Here is a 23360-nt window from a genome sequence, read left to right as displayed (position 1 = left end):
CCCCAATCCCCACGACCACCGCCTCACGCGCCGCCTCCCGGCCTTCGACCTGAATCGCCGGGCGAATCCGAAACCCGGCGCCGGCCATTTCCTCCTCCAGCGTCTGACGCGTCACCGAGCCGATTTCCCGCAGCACCAGTGGCGTATCGTCGAGGTCCGCGAGGCAGATCGACTCGCGGTCGGCCCATGGGTGATTGCGCGAAACAAACGCCACCATCGGGTCATTGCGCAGCGGCAGCGAGATCAATCGTTCATCGCTGACATCGCGCCCGAGCAACGCCAGGTCAGCCTGATAGTTGAACAGCCGAAACAGCGATTCATCAGTGTTGCCGGTTTCGATCTTCACGCTGATGCCGGGGTAGCGCTCGCAGAACCGCGCAATCTGCGGCAGCACGTGCACCGGGGCGTCCACCGCCAGAATCAGGCTGCCGGTCTGCAACGCCTGCGAGTCGTGAAGCAACTCCTGCGCCTCGGCTTCGATGACGAACAATCGCTGGGTAATGCTCAACAAGCGCTCACCCAGATCGGTCAGTCGCACCGACCGTTTGTTGCGGTGGAACAGCAATACCCCGAAGCGTTCTTCGAGTTTGCGCACCTGGTCGGAAATCGCCGGTTGCGTGAGAAAAAGCCGCTCGGCGGCTTTGGTGAAGCTTCCGTGAACCGCCACGGCATGGAAGGCTTTGAGCTGGGCGTGGGAAACCGACATCGAAACCTCCAGTAACAAGCTGAGCTTATATTGGAAATACGATAAATCGATTTCACTTATTAATCAGTAATTGTTTTTATCGGCTCCAGTCGCGGTGACTGGTCAGTCGAACAGCCTCCGTGACCATGAGCCTGCGCGTGCAATTGCAGGACTCATCTGACCGGTATCGCCAAAGGGACGCAGCGATATCGCAGTGCTCAACAATAAAAAACACAGGCGTTTTCTTCCAATTCTGCCGGCACACTCACACCCTGAGGTCAGAACCACAATGAACAAGCACATCGGCACCATCAAGCGTTGGCGCGTGCAGATCTTCGCGATCACCTGGCTCGCCTACGCCGCTTTCTACTTCACCCGCAAAGCCTTTTCCGTGGCCAAACTGGGGATCGCCGAAGACCCCACCTTCATGCTCGACAAAATGGCCATGGCCAACCTCGACGCCATCTATCTCGCGGCCTACGCCATCGGCCAATTCACCTGGGGCATCCTCGCCGACCGCTTTGGCCCACGGGTCGTGGTGCTCGGCGGCTTGCTGATTTCCGCTGCGGCTGCGCTGGTGATGGGCAGCTTCGCAACGTTACCGATTTTCGCCACCTGCATGCTGATTCAAGGGCTGGCCCAATCCACCGGATGGTCGGGGCTGTGCAAGAACATCGGCAGTTTCTTCCCCGCCGAACAGCGCGGGCGAGTGCTGGGTTTATGGAGTTCCTGCTATGCCTTTGGCGGGCTCGTGGCGTCGCCGTTTGCCGGTTGGTGGGCGTACACGCTCATCGGCAGCTGGCATGCGGCGTTCTTTTCCAGTGCGGCGGTGGTTGGGCTGGTCGCCGTGCTGTTTTTTATTTTGCAACGCAACAAACCGCAAGACGTTGGCTTGCCAGCGATCGAACCGGAACCAGAGATGACCGCCGAAGAGGCGCATGCGCAAAGCAAGATCAGCGTGCTGGAACCGCTGAAGGAAATCCTGCGCAACCGCACGGTGCTGGTTCTCGGGCTCGCGTACTTCCTGCTGAAACCGGCGCGCTACGCGATTCTGTTGTGGGGGCCGGTGATCGTTTTCGAGCAGATGCCGACCGTGGGCAAGGTCGGTGCGGCGATCATCCCGACGGCGTTCGAACTGGCCGGGTTGCTCGGGCCGATCCTGCTCGGGCTGGCCTCGGACAAACTGTTCGGCGCCCGACGCATGCCGGCCTGCGTGATCAGTTTGCTTGCATTGACCATTTCGCTGGCGTTGTTCATGGGCGCCTTGCACACCGGCAGTGTGATGCTGGTGGTGGCGCTGCTGTTCGTGATGGGCCTGACCCTGTACGGACCGGACTCGATGATCAGCGGCGCGGCGGCCATCGATTTCGGCACCGCCAAGGCCGGCGCCACGTCGGCGGGCTTCGTCAACGGTTGCGGCTCGGTCGGGGCGATTCTCGGCGGTTTGCTGCCGGGTTACTTCGACTCGGTCACCGTGTTCATTATCTTTGCCGGCTGCGCATTGTTTTCAGCGCTGGTGCTGATCCCCTACTGGAATAGCCGCCCGGCTGGTCTGCGTGGCGAAACTGCATTCGTGCCGAACCGGCCGATGAGCGTCAAACCCCTGCGTACCTGAGGAAATACCGATGAGACCTTTCTGGCTGGAACAGGCGCTGGCGGCTGAGTCGTGCGCGCCGTGCGAACCTTTGCCCGGCGACACCCGTGCCGATGTCTGCATCGTCGGCGGTGGCTACACCGGTTTGTGGACCGCGATCATGCTCAAGGAGCAGAACCCGGAACTGGATGTGTTGCTGATCGAAGCCGACATCTGCGGTGCCGGCGCCAGCGGCCGCAACGGCGGTTGTGCGCTGTCGTGGTCGGCCAAGTATTTCACCCTGGAAAGGTTGTTCGGTGTCGAAGAGGCGGTGCGGCTGGTCAAGGAATCCGAGCGCAGTATCCATGCGATCGGCACCTTCTGCGAACAGTACGGCGTGGACGCCGATTACCGCCTCGACGGCACGCTCTACACCGCGACCAACCGCGCCCAATGCGGCTCGACCGACGCGGTGATCGCAGCGCTCGAACGCCACGGCATCAACTCGTTCACGCAACGGCCGGTGGTGGATGTGCAGCGCATGGCCGGTTCTCGAAAACACCTGGAAGGCTGGTTCTCACCGGCCGCCGCCAGCGTGCAACCGGGAAAATTGGTGCGCGGTTTGCGCCGGGTGGCGTTGCAGTTGGGTGTGAGGATTCATGAGAACACCGCGATGACCGGACTGGAGGAGGGCAAACCGGCAGGGATCCAGACCCCGCACGGCACTGTCCGCGCAGATCGGGTGGTGCTGGCGATGAACGCGTGGATGGCCCGCGCGTTCCCGCAGTTCGAGCGCAGTGTGGCGATTGTCTCCAGCGACATGCTGATCACTGAACCACGGCCGGACCTGCTCGACCAGATCGGTTTGACCAGCGGTGTCACGGTGCTCGATTCACGGATTTTCGTGCACTACTACCACAACACCCCGGACGGCCGGATCATACTCGGCAAGGGCGGCAACACGTTTGCCTACGGTGGCCGGATGCTGCCGGTGTTCGATCAGCCGTCGCCCTATGCAGGCCTGTTGCAGCACAGCCTCAGTGAGTTTTTTCCGGCGTTTGCCGAGGTCAAAGTCGAAGCGACGTGGAACGGTCCGTCGGATCGCTCGGTCACCGGTTTACCGTTCTTCGGCCAGATGAGCGCCCACGGGAATGTGTTCTACGGCTTCGGTTATTCCGGCAGCGGGGTCGGGCCGTGTCACATGGGCGGGCAGATTCTCGCTTCGATGGTTCAGGGGCTCGACAATGCCTGGACCCGTTCACCTCTGGTCAACGGTCCGTTGGGCTTCTTCCCGCCGGAGCCGATTCGCTACCTCGGTTCGCTGATGGTGCGCAACGCCATCCGCCGCAAGGAGCGCGCCGAAGATCACGGGCGTCGGCCACGGCATCTGGACGTGCGCCTGGCAAAATTCGCGGCGGCAGCGGGCAAGGCGGACAAGGGCTGATCAGGCCTGACGGTTGATCAGCCAATCGAGCAGCAGCCGGTCATCGCCGCGTGGTTGTCGGGTGGTTCGAGGCGCTGGCGGATGGCTCGCCGTCGCGCACAACACCGGGCGGTCCGGATCGCTGTCGAGAAAACTGATGAGCACCTCGGTGCCGGCGACCGGCAGCTTCGACGGATCGATCCGACCGTCCGCTGTTGCGAGAGCCAGGGGCAGCCAAAGGCCAGGGGATTCATCGTCATCGGACTCCGGGGTGGGCCACAACCTGACCTGTATCCGGCCTTGTTCATCCAGCACCGCAGGCTGGCCGACCGGGCCGAGCACCCGCGCCGTCTGGAAGCCCGGAATGCCGGGCCTGGCGTGTTTCAGCGCGGGGCGGAACACCGTTGACCACGGGATTGCGGTGAACTGATTGCTGTAACGCCGGCTCATGTCGGAGGTGGCCGGGGCGAGAATCGACGGTTGCTGTCCCTGATGACGGAGCTCGGTCAGCAGCCATTGATCGTTGAAGTTCTGCAGCGGATGTTCCGACACTTGCACGATGCGTCCGCTGCGCAATTCGCTGTGATTGCTTTGACCCTGTATCTGCCGATGCAGACAGCGCAAACGCTCGAGTATTCGGCGGCTGAGCCGTTCGCGATCGAGCGGTGGCGGGGCGGGGTGCGCGCAGAGTGGCGGCGAGGTGTGCCGCTGGAACAATTCGTTGATCACCGGCCCGTTCGCATGCCCGGGTGTGTCGCCATGAAACGGCGTCAGCAGCGGTTCCTGGGGGAAACTCAGGCAGTCATCCGCGAGCACCAGCACATGGCCGTCGCATTGATGTTCGAAGTGATAGTGGATGCCTTCTTCTTCGCACAGACGTTGCAGGAACGTCAGGTCGCTCTCGTCAAACTGAATGCAAAATGGCCTGGCGGGATAACGTCCATTCGGCAGCTCAAAACGATAGCTGTCTTCGGGCACTGAGTTTTCTGCGAGTAACTGGCGCAGGATCGCTGGCACATTGAGTTGATGAAATACCCGGCGGCAACGCTGCCGGTCGAGGTTTTGCAGCCAAGGCACCACCACCAGCCTGTACCCGACCCAGTGCGGGCCGCGATGTTCGTGGCTGGCGCTGTGGACGACGCCATGAATACCAAGGCCTTGCGTCAGGCTGAGGAACACCGGTTGTTGCAACAAGCGATCCGGGCTCATCGGCGGTGACAGGCCGATCACTTCGATATCGAATCGATAGGGCTGGTTGAGCGCTTCATGGCCACTGAACTGAACCACCTGCCAACTCAAATCGGCGTCCAGCAGTGTCAGGGTGAAGGGACTTTCCTTGTCGTTGTGCATCGATCGCGCTTCTGCCAGGGAGTACGGGCACAGAGGGTACGAAACCGTGGCCCTTTATGGTCACCGCAAATCGACGTTTCAGAATCGCCCTACAACCAGCGGTGAAGAAGTCGATTCGACAGGATGGATTTTTTGGTCGATTGCCAACTTTAGGCCGTATAAACTTGCGCAAAGCGTCGGCCAATAGATGTCTCGGCGCCATAGATAAGAGAGTGAGTAATGGGCGCACAGTGGAAGGTTAAACACAAAGAAGCGGCAGCCAACGCCAAGGGCAAGATCTTCGGCAAACTGGTGAAAGAAATCACCATTGCTGCGCGTAACGGTGCCGATACCGCCACCAACGCACACCTGCGTCTGGTGGTCGAACAGGCAAAAAAGGCGTCGATGCCCCGCGAAACCCTGGAACGTGCGATCAAGAAGGGCTCCGGCCAGCTCGGCGAAACCGTGCAATACCATCGCGTGACTTACGAAGGGTTCGCGCCGCACCAGGTGCCGCTGATCGTTGAATGCGTGACCGACAACATCAACCGCACCGTCGCTGAAATCCGCGTCGCGTTCCGCAAGGGCCAGCTCGGCGCCTCCGGTTCTGTTGCGTGGGACTTTGACCATGTGGGCATGATCGAGGCGTCCCCGGACAGCCCGGATGCCGATCCGGAAATGGCCGCTATCGAAGCCGGCGCACAGGATTTCGAACCTGCCGATGACGGCGCCACCCTGTTCATCACCGAAGCGACCGATCTGGATTCGGTGCAGAAAGCCTTGCCTGAGCAGGGTTTCACCGTGTTGTCGGCGAAGCTGGGCTACAAGCCGAAAAATCCGGTCAGCGGCCTGAGCGACGAGCAGATGGCTGAGGTTGAAGCGTTCCTGGAAGGCCTCGACAACCACGATGATGTGCAGGACATGTTTGTCGGTCTGGCTGGGTAATTTGCTTCTTCAGTGATACCGCCTTCGCTAGCAGGCTAGCTCCCACACTGGATTGTGAACACCGGTCAATTGTGGGAGCTAGCCTGCTAGCGATTGACCGCGCAGCGGTCACCGATTGTTCAATTCCCGCACAATCTCGCTGAACCCCGGCCGCGCCAGCACTTTCGGCTGGCAGCAACGTTGCTGCAAATCCTCCAGCTTCACACGCGCCTGATCACTCAACCCCGAGTCGATCCGCTCCAGCAACTCTCCCAACAGAACGCCAAACGCGCGCACCTCGATCCGCTGCAATGCACGGGTTTCAAGGCTGTCCTCGGTCGCGTGGAAAGACGCTGCGCCAAAGTCCCCCAACAGGCAATCGCCGTGCTCGTTCCATAGAATATTGTGGCCATAGAGGTCGCCGTGGGTGATGCCCTGGCGGTGCAGATGCTCGGCCACCGACGCGATGCCACAGGCGATCCGCAAGGCCACGTCGGCGCTGAACCGGGTATCGCTGGCGTAGACATCGCGGCTACAGGATTCCAGGCTCGGCAATCCGGCGAGGTTGCGATAGCTCGGGTCGATCAACTCCATGACCAACCCGGCCTGGGCCTGTGGATGCTCGACAATCCGTCCTTCGACCCGGATCAGGTTGGGGTGAAGGCCGGCGGTGATGCAGGCGTTCATTTCATGCAGCGGCGAGCCATCGCTGGTCATTTCGCCCTTGTAGAGTTTGACCGCGACCGGCGTTGCCTGCTTCCACAACGCCTGATGAATGACGCCGGAAGCGCCTTCGCCCAGCTTCTGTTCAAGGCTCAGCTGAGACCAGGGAATCGTCGGCGTGGCATCGAGCGCGGCGGCATCGGCTTCGGTTTCCAGCGGATTGCCGGCATAGGCCAGCCAGGTCAGGCTCGGCAGGGTCAGCAACCAGGAGGGCAACTCGGTCAACTGGTTGGCGGCGATGCGGGTCAGCTCGAGGCGATGGCAATTGCTCAGGCTCTGGGGCAAGCACCGCAGGCGGTTACCGGCCAGCATCAGTTTTTGCAGATACGGGCGTTCGCCCAGCTCGGTCGGCAATTCGCTGATGCGGTTGTCGGTCAGGATCAACCAGCGCAACAACGGCGGCAGCGCGGCGCCCGGTACGGTTTCGATGCGGTTGGCCTTGAAACCGACCATGGTCAGTGCGGGGCACTGGCCGAGGCAGGCGGGCAGTTCGCTGAACTGGTTGCGGTCGCAGAACAACACGCGCAAACGGGTCAGGCGATGAAAGTCGTCCGGCAGGCTGCGCAACGCGTTGCCACTGAGGTTGAGCACCTCCAGCGAATCCGCCAGGTCGAGGATTTCCCGGGGGAACTCCGTCAGGTCGGCGGCCAGGTCCAGGCGAGTGGTGCCAGCCAGCAGGCCGGCGCGCAGTTGGGCAAGGGTATCCATGATCAGATTCGCTATTGATCGAAGGTAGGGCGCGAGGCCCGATGAAGGGCGACATGATAGCGGTAAAACCCGGGGGACTGTCAGACCGTCATCGCGAGCAGGCTCGCTCCCACATTAGACCAGGTTATCTGGATGTACGCGGTCAACTGTGGGAGCGAGCCTGCTCGCGATGGCGGCGATCCGACGAAAGCGATAGATGCTGCACCGCCAATCCGGTTTTCAGGCCGGTTCTCTGACTTCCATCAACTGTCCCAATCGACTGCGGGTGCGCGCCAGGTCGATGGCATCGCCGCCCAGGCTTTCGCGCAACGAGCGGTGGCCGAGCAGGATCAGGTGCTTGTCCTGGTCGTACAAAACGTCCACCAGATTGATGAAACGCTGCTGCGCGGCAATCGAGCAGTCGGCGAGGTTGGGCAGTTTATCGATGATCCAGTGGTCGAAACGTCGGCACAGCTCCAGGTAATCCATGACCGCCGTGGGGTGGTCGCACAGATCGCCGAAGGTGAAACCGATGGTGCGTCCTGCGCAATATCGGGCTGGAAGATGCCGGTTGCCGACGGGCAAAGGAATGGACGGCGCATCGGGCTCGGGCAGGTTCAGTGCCTGACGTTGCGCCGACGTAGCCGGCCAGACGTAGTGACCCTGGGTAAACAACTGCTGGGCGTGGGTTCTCGCCTGACTGCGATAGTCGTGCGGGCCGCCGACTTCCATGACTTGCATGCGCGCATTGATCAGGTCGATCACCGGTTTGAAGCGCGCGTGGTAGAGCGGGTTTGGCAGCAAGCCCTCAGGCGGGTAATTGGAGGTCACCAGCAGCAGAATGCCTCGGCGAAACAGAGCCTTGAACAGCCGCGCGATGAGCATCGCGTCGCCAATGTCGTGGACGTGAAACTCGTCGAAACACAGCACCCGGCAATCGTTCAGCAAGTCGTCGAGCGTCGTCGCCAGCGCATCCGGGTGATCGCGATGACTGAACATGCCTTGGTGCAGTCGAGCGAAAAACTCGTGGAAGTGCAGGCGCTGTTTTTCCGCGATCGGCAGCGCCTGGAAAAAGCCGTCGAGCAACCAGCTCTTGCCACGCCCCACGGCGCCGTACAGATAAAGGCCCGGCAGCGTTTTTGCCGAAGTGCCGAGCAGTGTCGCGGCGTGCTGCGCCATGCAGTCGACCACGCGCTGCTGGCTGTGGCTGAGGGTGTAACCCTGTGCGTGGGCCTTGTGCCGGAAATAGTCGTGGATCACGCGCCCCGTCGCTGAATGAGCGGCTGAGGCCGTCGATGCCTTGCCGAAGAGGCGGCGCAGCGCGGGCCAGCGTGGTGTGAATCGCGAACGGTTGGGCGGTCGAACGGCCACTGTGTCACCCCGTAATCGTCAGGCAGGCTCCCCGAGCTGCGGCGGCCTAGTGTAACCAAATGGGGAAATTTGCTTCCAGTTGTGTCGACGGGCGTGGGGTGTAGTTGGACAGAATTGTGCGGTGTGTACAGCTTGTAGGGCGTAGGGGTTGTGGGGTTTTGCCAGCAATTCGACATAAAAGCTCATTCCTTCGGCGGATCCAATTTTTTTTCGGGCCACTGGAAAATCCTCGGGGCGTTGCTAACCTGCATTTTTAGAAGCCCCCCCACAAGGAATCGGCCGTGAATGGAATCATTGCATGTGCAGTCTTGGGCGTGATGCTCAGTGCGCAAGTGTCGGCCGCAGAACTTCAGGTGCACGTGCGTGTCGACGTGCTGCGCGGTTGTCAGGTGGTTGGCCAGCAACGCACATCGGGCGTCGAGCAACTGGGGGTGCTGGACTTCGGCAATACCGCGCGGCTGGACGACCCCGCCGGGCCTTTGGCGGCGGCGCTGATGAACGAGCGCCTGCCCCGTCTCGAATGCAATCCCGACACCCCTTATCAACTCCGGGTCGACGGCGGCCTGCACGGTGGCGTCGGTGACACGCGCTACATGGCCGGTTCCGCCGGCAGCAAACCCATTCCCTATCGGCTCTATCAGGACCCCGCGCGGTTGATCCCGCTGGCGGTGGACGTCCCGGTGAGCGGCCGTGTGCCGGATACCGGTTCAGTCGATTTACCGTTGTATGCACGCATCGAACCGCTGGCGGAAATTCCCCGGGTCAGTCGCTATTCCGACCTGTTGAAAGTGACCGTCACCTGGTAGCGGCAACTGTGTAACTGCCGCCAAAGGATTCGGCTGGCGCAGGGAAGGGGGCGCTCCTCGTTGTGCGCCTGGGTTCTGGAGTCCTGATGGAATTGGGATTGGCGTTATGACAAGCAAACTCTGGATATTGATGGCTGTGGGTGCAGGGGTATTGCTGACGGGGGGCGCGCAAGCGGCGATCAGCGGGCAGATCCATGCGCGACTGACCATCATCGCCGGTTGTGAAGTGACCAATGGCGGCAGCCCGGTCAGTGATTTCGGCACGCTGGATTTCGGCCAGCAAGGCCCGACCTGGACCAACCCGATCAAAGCCCGCCTCGGTGCTGACGGTCGCGGCAGATTGAACGTCGCCTGCACCCCTTCGGTCACCGGCTTCACCGTCACGATCGATGGCGGCACCCATGGTGACGGCACCACCCGGCGCCTGAGCAACGGCAGCCAGACCCTGCCTTATCAATTGTTCCTCGATGCATCCGGAAGCCAGAGCTACAGCATCGGCCAACAACACAACTTCGCCGTCACCAGCGGGGCCCAGATACCGATTCCGGTGTTTGGCTCGGTGGTGGCGAATACCCGCGCGATACCGGCCGGGGTCTATACCGACACCCTGACCGTGACGCTCGATTGGTAAACCCGTAGAGGACGGACACCATGCGCATGCTCGTATCAAGGATAGTTTTGTCACTGCTTGGCCTGACGCTGGTGTCCGGCGCGCAGGCGGCCACCACGGTCACCGGCCAGATCTCTGCCAGCCTGATTCTGATCAGCAGCTGTCAGGTTAATGGTGCGGGTGGCTCCAGCGGGCTGAACTTTGGTGCCTTGAACTTCGGCACCGACAACAGCCTGTTCACCACGAAAGATGCACAAGTCATGGGCGGTGGCGTGGCGCTGTCGATCCTCTGCTCCAGCGGCACCACGCCAACGGTCAAGGTGCGTGCCGGTGCCCATGACGGACTGTCGACGGGCGGTTCTCGCGCGCTGTACGACGGTGTCGCCAACTACGTGCCGTACGACTTGTACACCGATTCCGGGCACTCGCAGCTTTTAGCCATTGACGGGGTGATCAACCTTGACCCCAGCACCGGCGTGGCGCAGACCGTGAACATCTACGGTCAGGCGAAGGGCAAGGCCGGGCTGCCGGCCGGTACTTACAGCGACACGATTTCCGTCGAACTGACGTTCTAGGGCGATGAACCGCCATGGATGGGTGGCGATGGCGCTGTTGTGCGCGGCCGGTGTGCCGTTGCCGCTGGCAGCGGTGACCAGCCAGAGTTTCCTGGTCAGCGCCACGGTCACTGCGGGTTGTCTGGTGGTCGGCGGGGTCTCGAACTACGGCAGCCTGAATTACGGCAGCCAATCGGCGCTGGCCACCGGCACGGTGCAAGTGGCCCTGACGGGGGATGTACAGCTGCAATGCACACCGGGCGTGACCATGAACATGACCGTCGATGGCGGCCAGTACAACAGCAGCGGGCGACACCTGCAGCTGACCACCGGCAGCAACCGCGTTTCGTACCAGCTGTTTCGCGACGCGGCTTACAGCCAAAGCCTGGGGATCGGCCAGAGCGTCGCGGTGGCGTACACGGACGCAAACAACATCCGCCTGCCGATTTACGGTCAGGTGCTGTTACCGGGCAATCAGCCTGGGGGGACCTACAGCGATGTGCTGCAAGTGCAGCTGTCGTGGTAACGCGGCGTTTTTGATCGGGCCTGACAGGCACAAGGAGTAGGCAAATGGATTTACCCGCGCGGCGGCATTCTGTTGTGCGTCAGGCAGTGTTGGCGATGCTGCTGTTGGGGGCGGTCAAGGTGCAGGCGGCCAGTTCGGTGCTGATCTGGCCGATCGATCCCGTGCTGGAGGCCGATCAGCAGGCCAGTGCCTTGTGGCTGGAAAACCGTGGCAACGAGACTGCGAATTTGCAGATCCGGGTGTTCGCCTGGAGCCAAAGCGGTTTCAACGATCAATACCAGAACCAGCGCGACGTGATCGGCAGCCCGCCGGTGGCGAAAATCGAACCGGGCCAGAAACAACTGGTGCGCCTGACCCGTACCCGGGAGATCCCACCGGGGCAGGAACTGGCTTATCGCATCATCATCGATGAAATCCCCTCGGCCACCCCGCCCGCCGGCGAAAGCGGCAAGACGGCGGCGGCGATTCGGTTCCAGATGCGTTATTCGGTGCCGCTGTTTGCTTACGGCGCGGGGTTGTGGAGCAAGGAAGACACCAGTCGCAAGCGTGATCCCAAAGGCGCGGGGCTGCCGGATTTGAGCTGGCGCACGGTGGCGGTGGACGGTCGCCCTTATGTGGAGGTGCGCAATCAGGGGGCGGTGCATGCGCGGTTGACGGACGTTGCGCTGAAGCAGGGAGGCCAGACAAAACCTCTGGTGGAAGGCCTGCTCGGTTATGTGCTGCCGGGCGCGATCATGCGCTGGCCGGCGCCCGGTCCGATGGCGCAAGACCCGGCGTTGCAGGTGCGGGTGAATGGTTCGCCGCAGGTACAAAGCATTACGCCCGCGCGCTGATCTGCAACTGACGGGAAAGGGAGGCAGGGTCCATCGACGGACGTAAAGCGGTAATGAGCCCGCATCGGGCCCGCAGTTTCCAGCGTCCGTTGATCTGCGCCATGAGCTGTGTGGGTTGCCTGGCGTTTGCTCACCCGTCCCTGGCCGGTGATTTGCCGCCGCCACCCGGCAGCATGGAGGCCGTGGCTGATGCGCAGTTGTTTCTGGAATTGGTGGTCAATCAGATGAATACCGGACACGTCGTGGCGGTGGAGCAACGCAACGGGCGGCTTTTCCTGTCGGCCAACGCGTTGCGTGACACCGGTATGAAACTGCCGGACACCCTCGGTACCGAAGTCGACCTCGACAGCCTGTCGGGCCTGCACAGCGAGTACGACAGCGCCGGTCAGCGCCTGCTGCTCGACGTACCGCCCAGCTGGCTGCCGGAGCAATTCGTCGGCAATCGCGAAGCCTACCCGCGCACTCCGGCCCTGAGCAGTTTCGGTGCCTTGTTCAACTACGACCTGTACCTCAACGACACCGATGATGCCGGCACTTACCTCGCGGCCTGGAACGAAGTGCGACTGTTCGACAGCTGGGGCACGCTGTCCAGCACCGGGCAATACCGGCGCACGTTGTCCGGCGATTCGGTCAGTACGCTGAACAATGGCTACCTGCGTTACGACACCACCTGGCGCTACTCCGATGACGAGCGATTGCTGACCTACGAGGCCGGTGACCTGGTCAGCGGCGCATTGCCCTGGAGCAGTTCGGTGCGCCTGGGCGGGGTTCAGCTGTCGCGGGATTTCGGCGTGCGCCCGGACCTGGTGACTTATCCGTTGCCGCAGTTTGCCGGGGAAGCGGCGGTGCCATCCTCGGTCGACCTGTTCATCAACGGCTACAAATCCAGCAGCGCCGACCTGCAACCCGGCCCCTACACGCTGACCAATATTCCGTTCATCAATGGCGCCGGTGAAGCCGTGGTGGTCACCACCGATGCCCTCGGTCGGCAGGTCTCGACCACCGTGCCGTTTTACGTCACCAGCAGTTTGCTGCAAAAGGGCCTGAGCGACTTTTCCGTGGCGGCCGGTACCTTGCGCCGCGATTACGGCATCAGCGATTTCGGTTACGGTCCCGGTGTCTCATCGGGCAGTCTGCGCTACGGCCTGAGCGACAACTTCACTCTGGAAAGCCACGCCGAAGCGTCGGACTCACTGACCCTCGGCGGTGTCGGCGGCAACCTGCGCCTGGGCAATTTCGGCGTGCTCAATACCGCACTCAGCCAGAGCCGGTTCGATGGCGACAGCGGTCAACAACTGAGCCTGGGTTATCAATACAGCAGCCAGCGCTACAGCTTCTCTTATCAACGCCTGCAACGTCGCGACCAATACGCCGATCTGACCGTGGTCGACAGTCCTTTCACCACCCTCAGCAAACGCAGCGAACAGGCGACCCTTAGCCTGAATCTCAATGCCTGGGGCAGCCTCGGCGTCGGGTATTTCGACGTGCGCGCGGCGGATGATTCTCGCACCCGTTTGCTCAACCTGACCTGGAGCAAACCGCTGTGGCACAACAGCAGTTTCTACCTGTCGGCCAACCGCGAAATCGGCGACAGCAACTGGGCGGTGCAGGCGCAACTGGTGATCCCGTTCGACTTGCGCGGCAGCCTGGCACTCAGCAGTGAACGCAGCAAAACCGGGCAGAGCCAGCAGCGGGTCAATTACAGTCGCGCCGTGCCGACTGAAGGCGGTGTGGGGTTCAACCTCGGTTACGCCCACGGCGACGGCCCGGCCTATCGTCAGGCCGACCTGACCTGGCGCTTGCAGTCGGTGCAATTGCAGGCCGGTGTGTACGGCAACAGCGACGCCGAAACCCGTTGGGCCGATGCCAGCGGATCGCTGGTGTGGATGGACCGCCAGGTGTTCGCCGCCAACCGCATCGACGATGCCTTTGTGGTGGTCAGCACCGATGGCTACGCCGACATTCCGGTGCGCTACGAAAACCAGCAGGTCGGCCAGACTGATCGCAATGGCCACCTGCTGGTGCCGTGGAGCAGCGCCTATTACCGCGGCAAGTACGAGATCGATCCACTGAACCTGCCGGCCAACGTGCGCAGCCCGAACGTCGAACAGCGGATTGCCGTGCGCCGTGGCAGCGGTTATTTGCTGACGTTTCCATTGAGCCGGGTGATCGCCGCGAGCATCGTCCTGGTGGATGCGCAGCAGCGAGAGCTGCCCCTGGGCAGCGGTGTCGTGCATGAGCAGAGCGGCACGCAAACGGTGGTCGGATGGGACGGTCTGGTGTACCTGGAAAATCTTCAGGCGCAGAACACATTGCAGGTGACGCTGGCCGACGGGAAAGCCTGCCGCGTCCAGTTCGCGGTGGACATGAATCAGGATCAGATTCCGCTGATCGGGCCGTTGGTGTGCCAATGAGTGCCGTGAAATGGCTGGTGCTGCAGGCGGTCTGGTTGCCAGGCTCGGCATGGGCGTTGTGTTCGGTGGTGGTCCCTGCCACGGCGGTGGCATTCGGTTCGGTGAGCTCGATTGCGGTTCGTACCGCCGTGCAGAACAGTTCAAGCCTCAACGCCGGTTTGAGTTGCACCGGCTCATTGGTCTCGTTGCTGACCAACAATGACCATTTCAACGCCACGATTACCTCGACTCAAACCGGACTGCTCGGGCCGACCGGAGACGTCATCGGTTACACGCTGTATGCCAACAACACCACCAGTTACCCGATCGAACGTGGCGTGCCGTTCGACTTCGCGCGCAACGGGATCATTGATGCGCTGGGGCTGCTGGGCAGCGTGGTGCCGAAAACCGCACCGATTTATCTGGGGACAATCACGGGCAGTAACGTGGCGGCGGGTATCTATACCGAGACCCTGAGCATTGCCTGGAGCTGGAATTATTGCTCCGGCATTGGCACCGGCAGTGTTTGCCTGGGGCGCGATATCAGCAGCGGCACCACCAGCATGACCGTCACCCTGACGGTCGCCAATGACTGCACCATCACCGCCCCGAACATCAGTTTCGGCAGCGCGCCGGTCGTCAGTGCCTTTGCGCCGGTTACCGGCCAGACCATCAGCCTCGCCTGCACCAAGGGCAGCGCTTACACCGTAGGCCTGGGCGACGGTCTGCAGGCAGCCAGTGTTGGCGGGCGGCGACGGATGGCTTTCGGCGGCAATTACCTGGCGTATGACATCTTCAAAAGCGCCGGCACCACCCGCTGGGGCAGTGTCGGCAGTGCTCGCCGGGCCAGCTCCGATGCCGAGGTCAATCCCGGTAACGGTTTGGGCTCCGGGAGCCAGATCTTCAATTACAACGCGAAAATCTACACCGACCAGACCACGCCGCCGGCGGGCACGTATCAGGACAGTGTGATTCTGGATGTGGGGTTTTAACGATGCCAGTGAATCAGGCGCGGAACCCTGTGGGAGCGGGCTTGCCCGCGATAGCGTCGGAACAATCAACCATATGTTGAATGTACCGGCCTCATCGCGGGCAAGCCCGCTCCCACAGTTTTTTTGTATTTATAACTACCGCTCGATACTACGATTCCACCGCGCATTCCACGCCGGGCGCTGTTCGTTGACCTGGTCCCAGTCGATGGCAATCGCCGTTGTCAGATACTGCTTCATCGCCTCGACCTGGCCACGGGTTTTGTCCGTGGTCGGGGTGTTCGGGTTGGACGGGATCTGATCGCCATCTTCAAGTGCAGCGGCTTGCGCCTCGGGGGTCAGCAGAAACGCGGCGAGTTTCTGCGCCAGTTCCGGCTGGGTATTGTTGGCGATGGCGCATTCGGCAACGTTGAGCACCACTGCGCCTTCCTTCGGTTGCGCATATTCGACCGGCATGCCTTTGAGTTTCAGCGCGGTGACCTGGGTCGGCGTCAGCGGGAACAGCGCCGCTTCGTCGGTCTGGAGCATTTCGGAAATCTTCGCCGAGCTCGGAATGTATTCCAGCACGTTGCGCCCGACGGTGTTCGGCCACGCCTTGAAGCCCGGCTCGACGTCGGTTTCGCTGCCGCCCTGAATCCGGTTGAACATCAGGAAACCGTGCAGGCCGAAGGTCGAAGAAGCCATCGACTGGAACACCAGTTTGTCCTTGAAGCGCGGGTCGGCCATGTCCATCCACGAGGTCGGCGTCGCCCAGCCTTTTTCCTTGAACAACCGCGTGTTGTACGCCAGCCCCGTGACACCGAGGCTGACCGCCACGGCCTGGTCCTTGATGCGGCCCTTGGCCGGAATCTGCGCCAGGGTCGGGCTGTCTTCGAGTTTGTCGCACAGGCCCATGGCGATGGCGCGGTACATGATGCCGTCGTCGAGGAACATCACGTGCATTTGCGGGTTGCCTTTGCTGGCCTGGACCTTGGCCAGAATATCGGCGGACGTGCCGGGCACGATCACCACTTTGACGTTGTTGGCCTTCTCGAAAACCGGCAGCACCTTGTCGGCGTAGAGCCGTTCCATGGTCCCGCCGTTCATGCCGAGGTAAAGCGTCGGTTCGGCCTGGGCCTGGGTAACCGTGAGCAGGGCGCTCAGGCACGAAAGTCCGAGCAGTGCAGTGCGTTTGACGTTATTCATTGGCGCGACCTTCCTCTATCAAGCAACGGAGATGGAGTGAAACCGGGTGATGGAAAACGCATCCAGCGACGTGGTTGAGGCGCCGCTACAGATGATCTCGGTGAGCGCCTGGCCCACCGCCGGACCGATCTGGAAACCTGCGCCGGCAAAGCCGAACGCGTGCAACAGACCGGGTTGAGTGCCACTGTGACCGATCACCGGTTGGCGATCGGGCAAGTAACCTTCGGTGCCGCTCCAGGTACGAATCGCCTGGGCGCCTTCAAGAAACGGATAGAGCTCCACGGCTTGGCGCAGGATTTCGATCACCGCGTGTTGACCGGGGCGGGCGCGCGCGCCGTCGAGGGCAAACCCCTGGCCGCCGCCCAACACACAATTGCCGCGCGCGACCTGACGCGCATAAATACCGCCGCCCTCGACGCCGGTGCTGGCATCCATCACCCATGGCAAGGGTTCGGTGACCAACATCGCCGGGTGCCCGGCGTGCATCGGCACCGCTTCGTCGAACTGCGCGGCAAGGCTGCCGGCCCATGCGCCAGCGCAGTTCAACAGCCAAGGGGAGTGCAGCTCTAAACCGTTTTGCGTGCTGACCCGAAAGCGCTGACCGTCATGCTCCACGGCGCTCACCGCGCATTGTTCGTGGACTTGCGCGCCGTGGCGCTTTGCTGCCCGGGCAAATGCGGGTGAAACCAGTCGTGGGTTGGCGTGACCGTCATCCGGGCAAAACGAAGCGCCGACCGCGACGTCGCCGACCCACGGAAAACGCGTGCGTAATTCACCGCGATCAAGCACCTGCAAATCGAGGCCGAAACCCTGACTGCTGGCGGCATAGTCCTGCAATGCACGCAGGTCGTTGAGGCTGCGCGCCAGTTTCAAGTGGCCGCTGCGCTGGTACTCACCGTCGATGCCGATCAACTGCGGCAACTGCCCCCAGATTTCGTGAGCCTGTTGCGACAGCGGCAGTTGCGACAATGGTCGACCCTGACGCCGCACACCGCCGTAGTTCACGCCGCTGGAGTGCGAGCCGCAAAAGTCGCGCTCCAGCAGCGCCACGCGACGACCGGCCTTGCTCAGGAAGAGCGCGGCGGAGGCGCCGACAATGCCGCCGCCAATGATGACTGCATCGACCTCGATCATGGCTCGACCTCCAGACCAAACGGCAACGGTTTGATCGGTGCCTGCGCCCGCAGGCGGCCGATGTCAGATACGTTTCGCTGACTGGCGCAGGCAATGATTTCTGCGGCGGCAGCGCCACACATGCGCCCCTGACAGCGGCCCATGCCGACCCGGCAATGGGCCTTGACCCGGTTGATTTCCCAATGGCCCTCGCGCACGACGTCGCGGATGTCACCGGCGCGCACTTCTTCGCAGCGGCAGACCATCACGTCGTCCGGCGTGTCGGCCGCCCAGTTTTGTGGAAACACGAAGGCGCGTTCCAGGCCTTGGCGAAAGCTATCGATTCGTTCAAGTGCCTGCTCCAGTTGCACGCCACGCTTGGGCGCAACCACGTGACCCATGTCTTCGAGCAAGGCGAGGGCGGCCCGCTCGCCGGCCATTTCCGCCGCGTCGGCGCCCATGATGCCGGCGCCGTCGCCGGCCAGATAAACCTCGGCGACACTGCTGCGACCGGCACTGTCACGCTGCGGCAGCCAGGCGCGGTTGAGCGGGTTCCAGGCGAATGCGCAGCCGAGCAAGTCGGCGAGTTGGGTTTCACTGCGCAGACCATGGGCGAATGCCACGGCGTCGCAGTCCAGTTGATGTTCGCCGTTTGAGTTGGCCCAACGCAGCGACTGCACGCGGTGTTCGCCATCGATGCGTTTCAAGGTTGCACCCTGATGCACCGGGATGCCGTGAGCGGTCAGCCAGCTGCGGTAATAAATGCCTTTGGCCAATGTGGCCGGTTGCGCCAACAGATCGGGCAGGGCGCGGGCCTGGGCGCTGAACGGCGAGCTGTCGAGCACCGCGACCACGTTCGCGCCGGCCTTGGCGTATTGATACGCCACCAGATACAGCAACGGTCCGCTGCCAGCGAACACCACGCGCTCACCGATGGCGCAGCCCTGGAATTTCAGGGCGATCTGCGCAGCGCCGAGGCTGTAGACGCCCGGCAGCGTCCAGCCTTGCACCGGTAACACCCGGTCGGTGGCGCCCGTGGCGACAATCACCCGAGAGAACTCCAACCGTGCGGCGCGCTGCTCGTGCAAGGTGTCGAGCGCGCCGGCCTCGGCGTTCCACACCAGGGTTTCAGGACGGTAATCGAGCTGCTCGCGCAACTCATCAATCGTCTGGTGCAACGCCTTCGCCTTGCGCGCTTCGAAGCCATACAGCTTGACCGCCGAGCGCTTGAAATTCGCCGGCTGCCGCCGATAAATCTGCCCGCCACCGCGCGCGGCTTCGTCCAGCAAAACCGGGCGCACACCATGTGCCACCAACGTCTGCGCCGCACGAATCCCGGCCGGCCCGGCACCCACAATAACCACCGGCTTCATACCCAACCCCCTGCAGGAGCCGGCTTGCCGGCGATGGCGGCCTCACATCCAACATCGATGTCGGCTGATACGCCGCCATCGCGAGCAGGCTCGCTCCTACAGGGGATCCGGGTTGGGGAGATGTAATGTGTGTTCATAGCGATCGCCCCGGTTCGCGGCTGATTTGCTCGCCGTCTTCTAGCAGCGTTGAACACGCGCGCACTCGCCGGCCATCGCCCAGGCGGACCCAGCAGTCCTGGCACGCGCCCATCAAGCAAAACCCGGCGCGGGGCTGTGCGCTGAAATCGCTGCCGCGCAAGTGTTCGCTGCAGGTCAGCACGGCGGTCAGCACGGTGTCGCCGAGCAATCCGCTGGCCGGTGCGCCGTCGAGGGTAAAGTTCACGGCCGGGCGGTCGCCTTCGGCCAGTCGTTTCAGCAGAGCCATGGCGCCCTCATTGTTTACCCACCAGAACCCGATCCAGGCCGTAGACCCGATCAAGCAGAATCATCGTCAGCGCAGTCAGCGCGATCACCAGGGCCGACACCGCCGCCATCATCGGATCGATGGACTCAGTGGCGTACACGTACATGCGCACCGGCAAGGTTTGCGTGGCCGGCGAGGTGACGAAAATCGACAGCGTCACCTCGTCAAAACTGTTGATGAACGCCAGCAGCCAGCCACCGGCGACCCCCGGCAAAATCATCGGCAAGGTGATTTGGCGAAACAGCGTGAAGCGCCCGGCACCCAGCGATTGCGCCGCGTGTTCGGCGCTGCGATCCAGGCCAATGGCCGAGGCCAGCACCAGTCGCAGCACATACGGCGTGATCACCAGCACGTGAGCGAAAATCAGCCAGGCGAAGCTGCCGTTGACGCCCATCAGCGCAAACAAACGCAGCAGTGCCACGCCCAACACCAGATGCGGAATGATGATCGGCGACAGAAACAGGCCATTGAAAAAGTCCCGTCCGGGAAACTCGAAACGGGTGATTGCCAGCGCCGCCGGCACCGCAATCAACGTCGCCAGGCTGGCCGCGCTAAACGCCAGGATCAGGCTGTTGTAAAACGCATCGACAAAGTCGGCACGCTCGAACACTGCACGGAACCAGCGCAGGGAAAACTCCGTGGTCGGCAGGCTCAGGGTGTTTTCCGGGGTGAACGCCACGAGGCAGACCACCACCAGCGGCGCCAGCATGAACACCACCACCAGGGTATGGAACAGCAGGGCGAAAGGACCGTTCTTGGACATGACGAGTTATCCCAATGACTTCTTGTAGCGGCCTTCGATCATCCGGTTCCACGACAGCATGATCAGCAGGTTGAGCAACAGCAGCGCGACGGCGATGGCGGCGCCCATCGGCCAGTTGAGCTCCGACAGGTACTGGTCGTAGATCAGCGTGGCGACCATCTTGATCCGCCGCCCGCCCAGCAGGCCGGGAATGGCAAAGGAGCTGGCCGCGAGGCCGAACACGATCAACGTGCCGGACAACACGCCGGGCATGATTTGCGGCAACACCACCTGGCGCATCACCGTGAAGTGACTGGCACCCAGCGACATCGCTGCTTGTTCGGCGGCCGGGTCGAGTTTTTGCAGCGAGGTCCAGACCGGAATGATCATGAACGGCAACATCACGTGAACCAGTGCAATCACCACCGCGAACGGCGTGTACAACAGCTTCATCGGTGAGCCGCCGAAGGCTTGCAGTGTCTGGTTGACCAGGCCGTCGGCGCCGAGCAACAGGCTCCAGCCGAAGGCGCGCACCACCACCGAAATCAGCAACGGCGTGAGGATCAGAATCAAGAAAATCGAACGCCATGGCGCGCCCATGCGGCTGAGGATGTAAGCCTCGGGCACGCCGATCACCACGCAAAGCAGGGTGGTCAGGGCGCTGATCCAGAACGTGCGCAAAAAGATTTCGTAGAAGTACGGATCACCCAGCAGGCTGCTGTAATGGTCGACGGTGTAGGCGTCGCCGTTGATGCCCGAGCTGTAGTCGAAGACGTTGAACGACAACACCAGCGTCAGCAGCAGCGGGATCACCAGCAGGCAGACGTACAACGCCAGCGCCGGTGCCGACAACAAATAACCCTGACGTCCCTGGCGAACAGCCACGAGCGTACTCATGCCGACACCTCGTCGACACTCAGCACCCGCAGCAGCGCCGTGTCCCAGTCGAGGCCGACCGGTGTGCCTTCGTTCAGCGGTGCCGAGCCGTCGTTGCGGCGCACCACGCTGAGTTCGCCGAGGCTGGTCGAAACGCCGTACAACCATTGGCTGCCGAGAAAGAAGCGGCTGACGATCCTGCCTGGCAGGCGGCCGTGATCCTTGTCCCGCAGATCGATTTTTTCCGGACGCAGGCTCAGGGTCAGTTCACCGCCGCTGCGCACCTGAACCACACCCGCACTGTCTCGTTCGCCGGGCAGCAGATTGGCCTTGCCGACGAAGCCGGAAATAAACTCGGTGCGCGGGTGTTCGTAAAGGGTGTAGGGCGCGTCGATCTGGGTGATGCGCCCGGCCTGCATCACCACCACGCGGTCGCTGATGGACAGCGCTTCGGACTGGTCGTGGGTGACCATCAACGTGGTGATCCCGACTTCGCGCTGGATGCGGCGGATTTCGAATTGCATCTCTTCGCGCAGGTTGGCGTCGAGGTTGGACAGCGGCTCGTCGAGCAGCAGCACCGGCGGCTCGATCACCAGGGCGCGGGCCAGCGCCACACGCTGGCGCTGGCCGCCGGACAGTTCGCGTGGGTAACGTTCTGCGTGCTGGTCCAGACGCACCAGTTTCAACACCCGATCCACGCGCTGCTGCAACTCGCCGTTGGGCACTTTGCGCATGCGCAGGCCGAAGGCGACGTTGTCTTTGACGGTCATGTGCGGAAACAACGCATAACTCTGGAACACCACGCCCAAGCCACGGCTGGCGGGTTTGGCGTGGGTGATGTCGCGACCGTCCAGCAGAATGCGCCCGCTGGTGACTTCGACGAAGCCGGCGATCATTTGCAGGGTGGTGGTTTTGCCACAGCCGGAAGGGCCGAGCAGGGACACGAACTCGCCTTTCTCGACCGAGAGGTGGGTGGCGACGACGGCATCGATGTCGCCGTAACGTTTGCCGAGTCCTTCAAGTTGCACAAAAGCCATAACTGCGCTCCACCTGAGATTGTTATGCGCGGCCTGAGGTCGCGCTTTTTTGTATGGGCAGATACGAAAGGGTGTTGCGGGGTGCGTTGGCGCTCGACTTGGGTCGGCTGCCGCTGTTGTTCGAATCGCCCCTGTGGACGCAGATTAGGACGAAGACTAGGATGGGCTCAATGGCCTATTTCACTGAAGCGATGACTATTTTCAGTTTCATTCGGTGAGTAAATTAATTGTCGAGAAATGGCATGACTGATTCCATTGAGCGGAATGAAAACAAAAATGAAGTCGGCGTCGGTGCGGTCTCCCGGCTGTTTGCGGTGCTGCGCAGTCTGGGGGACACCGTCGAGGGCGGGGAGCGCGTGACGCAACTGGCCCAACGCATCGGTTTGTCGCAACCGACCACGCACCGTTTGCTGCGCAGCCTGATGGACGAGGGCATGGTCGAGCAGGATGTGCGCAGCAAACGCTATCGCCTGAGCCTGGATTTTTTTGCGCTGGCGGCGCGTGCCGGCAATACCGGAAACCTGCGCGAACTGGTGCGGCCGTCGTTGCTGCGGTTGTCGGCTTCGCTGGGGGATTCTTTGTTTCTACTGGCGCGCAGCGGGTTTGATGCGATCTGCCTGGACCGCAGTGAAGGGCCGTTTCCGATTCGCACCTTTACCGGCGACATCGGCGGGCGGGTGGCGCTGGGCGTGGGCCAGGGCAGTCTGGCGATCCTGGCGTTCCTGCCGGAAGAGGAGCGCGACACGGTGATCCATTACAACCTGCCGCGGCTGAAGGATTTTCACCTGTACGACGAGGTGTTCCTGCGTTCGGAAGTCGAGAACGTGCGCGCCCTCGGTTATGCCGGGCGCAACACCGGCGTGCTGCAAGGCATGGCCGGCGTGGCGGTGCCGATTCTCGATCGCGAGGGGCGTGCGGTGGCGGCGTTGAGTGTGGCCACTGTGAGTGACCGATTGGGGCCGGATCGCTTGCCGACGGTGGTGGAGATGCTCAAGCGCGAAGCAGCGCTGATCGGGCCGCGGATCAATCCGTTTGATCCGTTGTTGCGGCGGCCGTCCCAAGTTTTCGGCCAAAGCTGAACACACCACAAATCCCTTGTAGGAGCCGGCTTGCCGGCGATAGCGGTTTATCTGTCACATCAATAT

The 23360-nt window shown here is 62.2% G+C and carries 22 protein-coding genes; 11 read left to right on the top strand and 11 right to left on the bottom strand.

Annotated elements, in window-relative coordinates:
• A partial coding sequence (locus KGA97_RS23845; RefSeq protein ID WP_223481625.1) for a LysR substrate-binding domain-containing protein occupies window positions 1–706 on the bottom strand: 706 nt, incomplete at its 3' end.
• A 268-nt stretch (window positions 707–974) separates the two neighbouring features.
• Here KGA97_RS23845 and KGA97_RS23840 point away from each other — a divergent pair.
• Together KGA97_RS23840 and KGA97_RS23835 are read left to right on the top strand one after the other, a co-directional pair.
• Entirely contained in the window at window positions 975–2300 is a 1326-nt protein-coding gene (locus KGA97_RS23840; RefSeq protein WP_008029615.1) for an MFS transporter, read from the top strand.
• Window positions 2301–2304: 4 nt separating this feature from the next.
• The gene (locus tag KGA97_RS23835) at window positions 2305–3702 is read left to right on the top strand and encodes an FAD-dependent oxidoreductase (RefSeq protein WP_223481626.1); all 1398 of its coding nucleotides are present in this window, start codon (window positions 2305–2307) and stop codon (window positions 3700–3702) included.
• Here the strand turns inward: KGA97_RS23835 and KGA97_RS23830 are convergent, their stop codons facing one another.
• The gene (locus KGA97_RS23830) at window positions 3703–5031 is read right to left on the bottom strand and encodes a type VI secretion system Vgr family protein (protein ID WP_223481624.1); all 1329 of its coding nucleotides are present in this window, start codon (window positions 5029–5031) and stop codon (window positions 3703–3705) included.
• Between the two features lie 219 nt (window positions 5032–5250).
• Here KGA97_RS23830 and KGA97_RS23825 point away from each other — a divergent pair, with 219 nt between their 5' ends.
• The gene (locus KGA97_RS23825) at window positions 5251–5955 is read left to right on the top strand and encodes a YebC/PmpR family DNA-binding transcriptional regulator (RefSeq protein WP_008029612.1); all 705 of its coding nucleotides are present in this window, start codon (window positions 5251–5253) and stop codon (window positions 5953–5955) included.
• A gap of 108 nt (window positions 5956–6063) precedes the next feature.
• Here KGA97_RS23825 and KGA97_RS23820 read toward each other — a convergent pair whose 3' ends face one another.
• Window positions 6064–7365, bottom strand: a complete 1302-nt coding sequence (locus tag KGA97_RS23820; protein WP_008040475.1) for a protein kinase — start codon at window positions 7363–7365, stop codon at window positions 6064–6066.
• Window positions 7366–7584: 219 nt separating this feature from the next.
• Entirely contained in the window at window positions 7585–8715 is a 1131-nt protein-coding gene (gene zapE, locus KGA97_RS23815; protein WP_223481623.1) for a cell division protein ZapE, read from the bottom strand.
• Window positions 8716–9032: 317 nt separating this feature from the next.
• Here zapE and KGA97_RS23810 point away from each other — a divergent pair, with 317 nt between their 5' ends.
• From KGA97_RS23810 to KGA97_RS23780, 7 genes are all read left to right on the top strand, one after another.
• Complete coding sequence (locus tag KGA97_RS23810) at window positions 9033–9521, top strand: spore coat U domain-containing protein (RefSeq protein ID WP_263288043.1); 489 nt, start codon at window positions 9033–9035, stop codon at window positions 9519–9521.
• A gap of 106 nt (window positions 9522–9627) precedes the next feature.
• On the top strand, window positions 9628–10152 hold the full coding sequence (locus KGA97_RS23805) for a spore coat U domain-containing protein (protein WP_008029609.1): 525 nt from the start codon (window positions 9628–9630) through the stop codon (window positions 10150–10152).
• A gap of 20 nt (window positions 10153–10172) precedes the next feature.
• Complete coding sequence (locus KGA97_RS23800) at window positions 10173–10706, top strand: spore coat U domain-containing protein (protein ID WP_223481621.1); 534 nt, start codon at window positions 10173–10175, stop codon at window positions 10704–10706.
• A gap of 4 nt (window positions 10707–10710) precedes the next feature.
• Window positions 10711–11211: a spore coat U domain-containing protein gene (locus KGA97_RS23795; RefSeq protein ID WP_223481620.1), complete on the top strand. Its 501-nt coding sequence runs from the start codon at window positions 10711–10713 to the stop codon at window positions 11209–11211.
• Between the two features lie 44 nt (window positions 11212–11255).
• Window positions 11256–12044: a molecular chaperone gene (locus KGA97_RS23790; protein WP_192229199.1), complete on the top strand. Its 789-nt coding sequence runs from the start codon at window positions 11256–11258 to the stop codon at window positions 12042–12044.
• Window positions 12045–12097: 53 nt separating this feature from the next.
• The gene (locus KGA97_RS23785; protein ID WP_223481619.1) at window positions 12098–14458 is read left to right on the top strand and encodes a fimbria/pilus outer membrane usher protein; all 2361 of its coding nucleotides are present in this window, start codon (window positions 12098–12100) and stop codon (window positions 14456–14458) included.
• Complete coding sequence (locus KGA97_RS23780; RefSeq protein ID WP_223481618.1) at window positions 14455–15429, top strand: spore coat protein U domain-containing protein; 975 nt, start codon at window positions 14455–14457, stop codon at window positions 15427–15429. The genes KGA97_RS23785 and KGA97_RS23780 overlap by 4 nt, the downstream gene beginning before the upstream one ends.
• 135 nt (window positions 15430–15564) lie before the next feature.
• Here KGA97_RS23780 and KGA97_RS23775 read toward each other — a convergent pair whose 3' ends face one another.
• From KGA97_RS23775 to KGA97_RS23745, 7 genes are all read right to left on the bottom strand, one after another.
• On the bottom strand, window positions 15565–16611 hold the full coding sequence (locus KGA97_RS23775; RefSeq protein ID WP_008029601.1) for an ABC transporter substrate-binding protein: 1047 nt from the start codon (window positions 16609–16611) through the stop codon (window positions 15565–15567).
• An 18-nt stretch (window positions 16612–16629) separates the two neighbouring features.
• Window positions 16630–17745 carry an NAD(P)/FAD-dependent oxidoreductase gene (locus tag KGA97_RS23770; RefSeq protein ID WP_223481617.1) on the bottom strand — a complete coding sequence of 372 codons (1116 nt, stop codon included), beginning with the start codon at window positions 17743–17745 and terminating at the stop codon, window positions 16630–16632.
• Window positions 17742–19097 (bottom strand): NAD(P)/FAD-dependent oxidoreductase, encoded by a 1356-nt coding sequence (locus tag KGA97_RS23765; RefSeq protein WP_223481616.1) that lies wholly within the window; start codon window positions 19095–19097, stop codon window positions 17742–17744. Before KGA97_RS23765 ends, KGA97_RS23770 begins: the two co-directional genes overlap by 4 nt.
• A gap of 133 nt (window positions 19098–19230) precedes the next feature.
• Entirely contained in the window at window positions 19231–19521 is a 291-nt protein-coding gene (locus tag KGA97_RS23760) for a (2Fe-2S)-binding protein (RefSeq protein ID WP_223436301.1), read from the bottom strand.
• Window positions 19522–19528: 7 nt separating this feature from the next.
• The gene (locus tag KGA97_RS23755) at window positions 19529–20323 is read right to left on the bottom strand and encodes an ABC transporter permease (protein ID WP_192229204.1); all 795 of its coding nucleotides are present in this window, start codon (window positions 20321–20323) and stop codon (window positions 19529–19531) included.
• Window positions 20324–20329: 6 nt separating this feature from the next.
• Window positions 20330–21199 carry an ABC transporter permease gene (locus tag KGA97_RS23750; RefSeq protein ID WP_008041222.1) on the bottom strand — a complete coding sequence of 290 codons (870 nt, stop codon included), beginning with the start codon at window positions 21197–21199 and terminating at the stop codon, window positions 20330–20332.
• Window positions 21196–22215, bottom strand: a complete 1020-nt coding sequence (locus tag KGA97_RS23745; protein ID WP_008031922.1) for an ABC transporter ATP-binding protein — start codon at window positions 22213–22215, stop codon at window positions 21196–21198. Before KGA97_RS23745 ends, KGA97_RS23750 begins: the two co-directional genes overlap by 4 nt.
• 242 nt (window positions 22216–22457) lie before the next feature.
• Here KGA97_RS23745 and KGA97_RS23740 point away from each other — a divergent pair, with 242 nt between their 5' ends.
• A complete protein-coding gene (locus tag KGA97_RS23740; RefSeq protein WP_008031920.1) occupies window positions 22458–23294 on the top strand; it encodes an IclR family transcriptional regulator in 837 nt (278 codons plus the stop codon).
• The last annotated feature ends 66 nt before the right edge of the window (window positions 23295–23360 follow it).

The organism is Pseudomonas sp. BF-B-15, assembly GCF_019946675.1.
Taxonomy (GTDB): Bacteria; Pseudomonadota; Gammaproteobacteria; order Pseudomonadales; family Pseudomonadaceae; genus Aquipseudomonas; species Aquipseudomonas migulae.
This window is presented reverse-complemented; position numbering and strand designations above follow the sequence as displayed.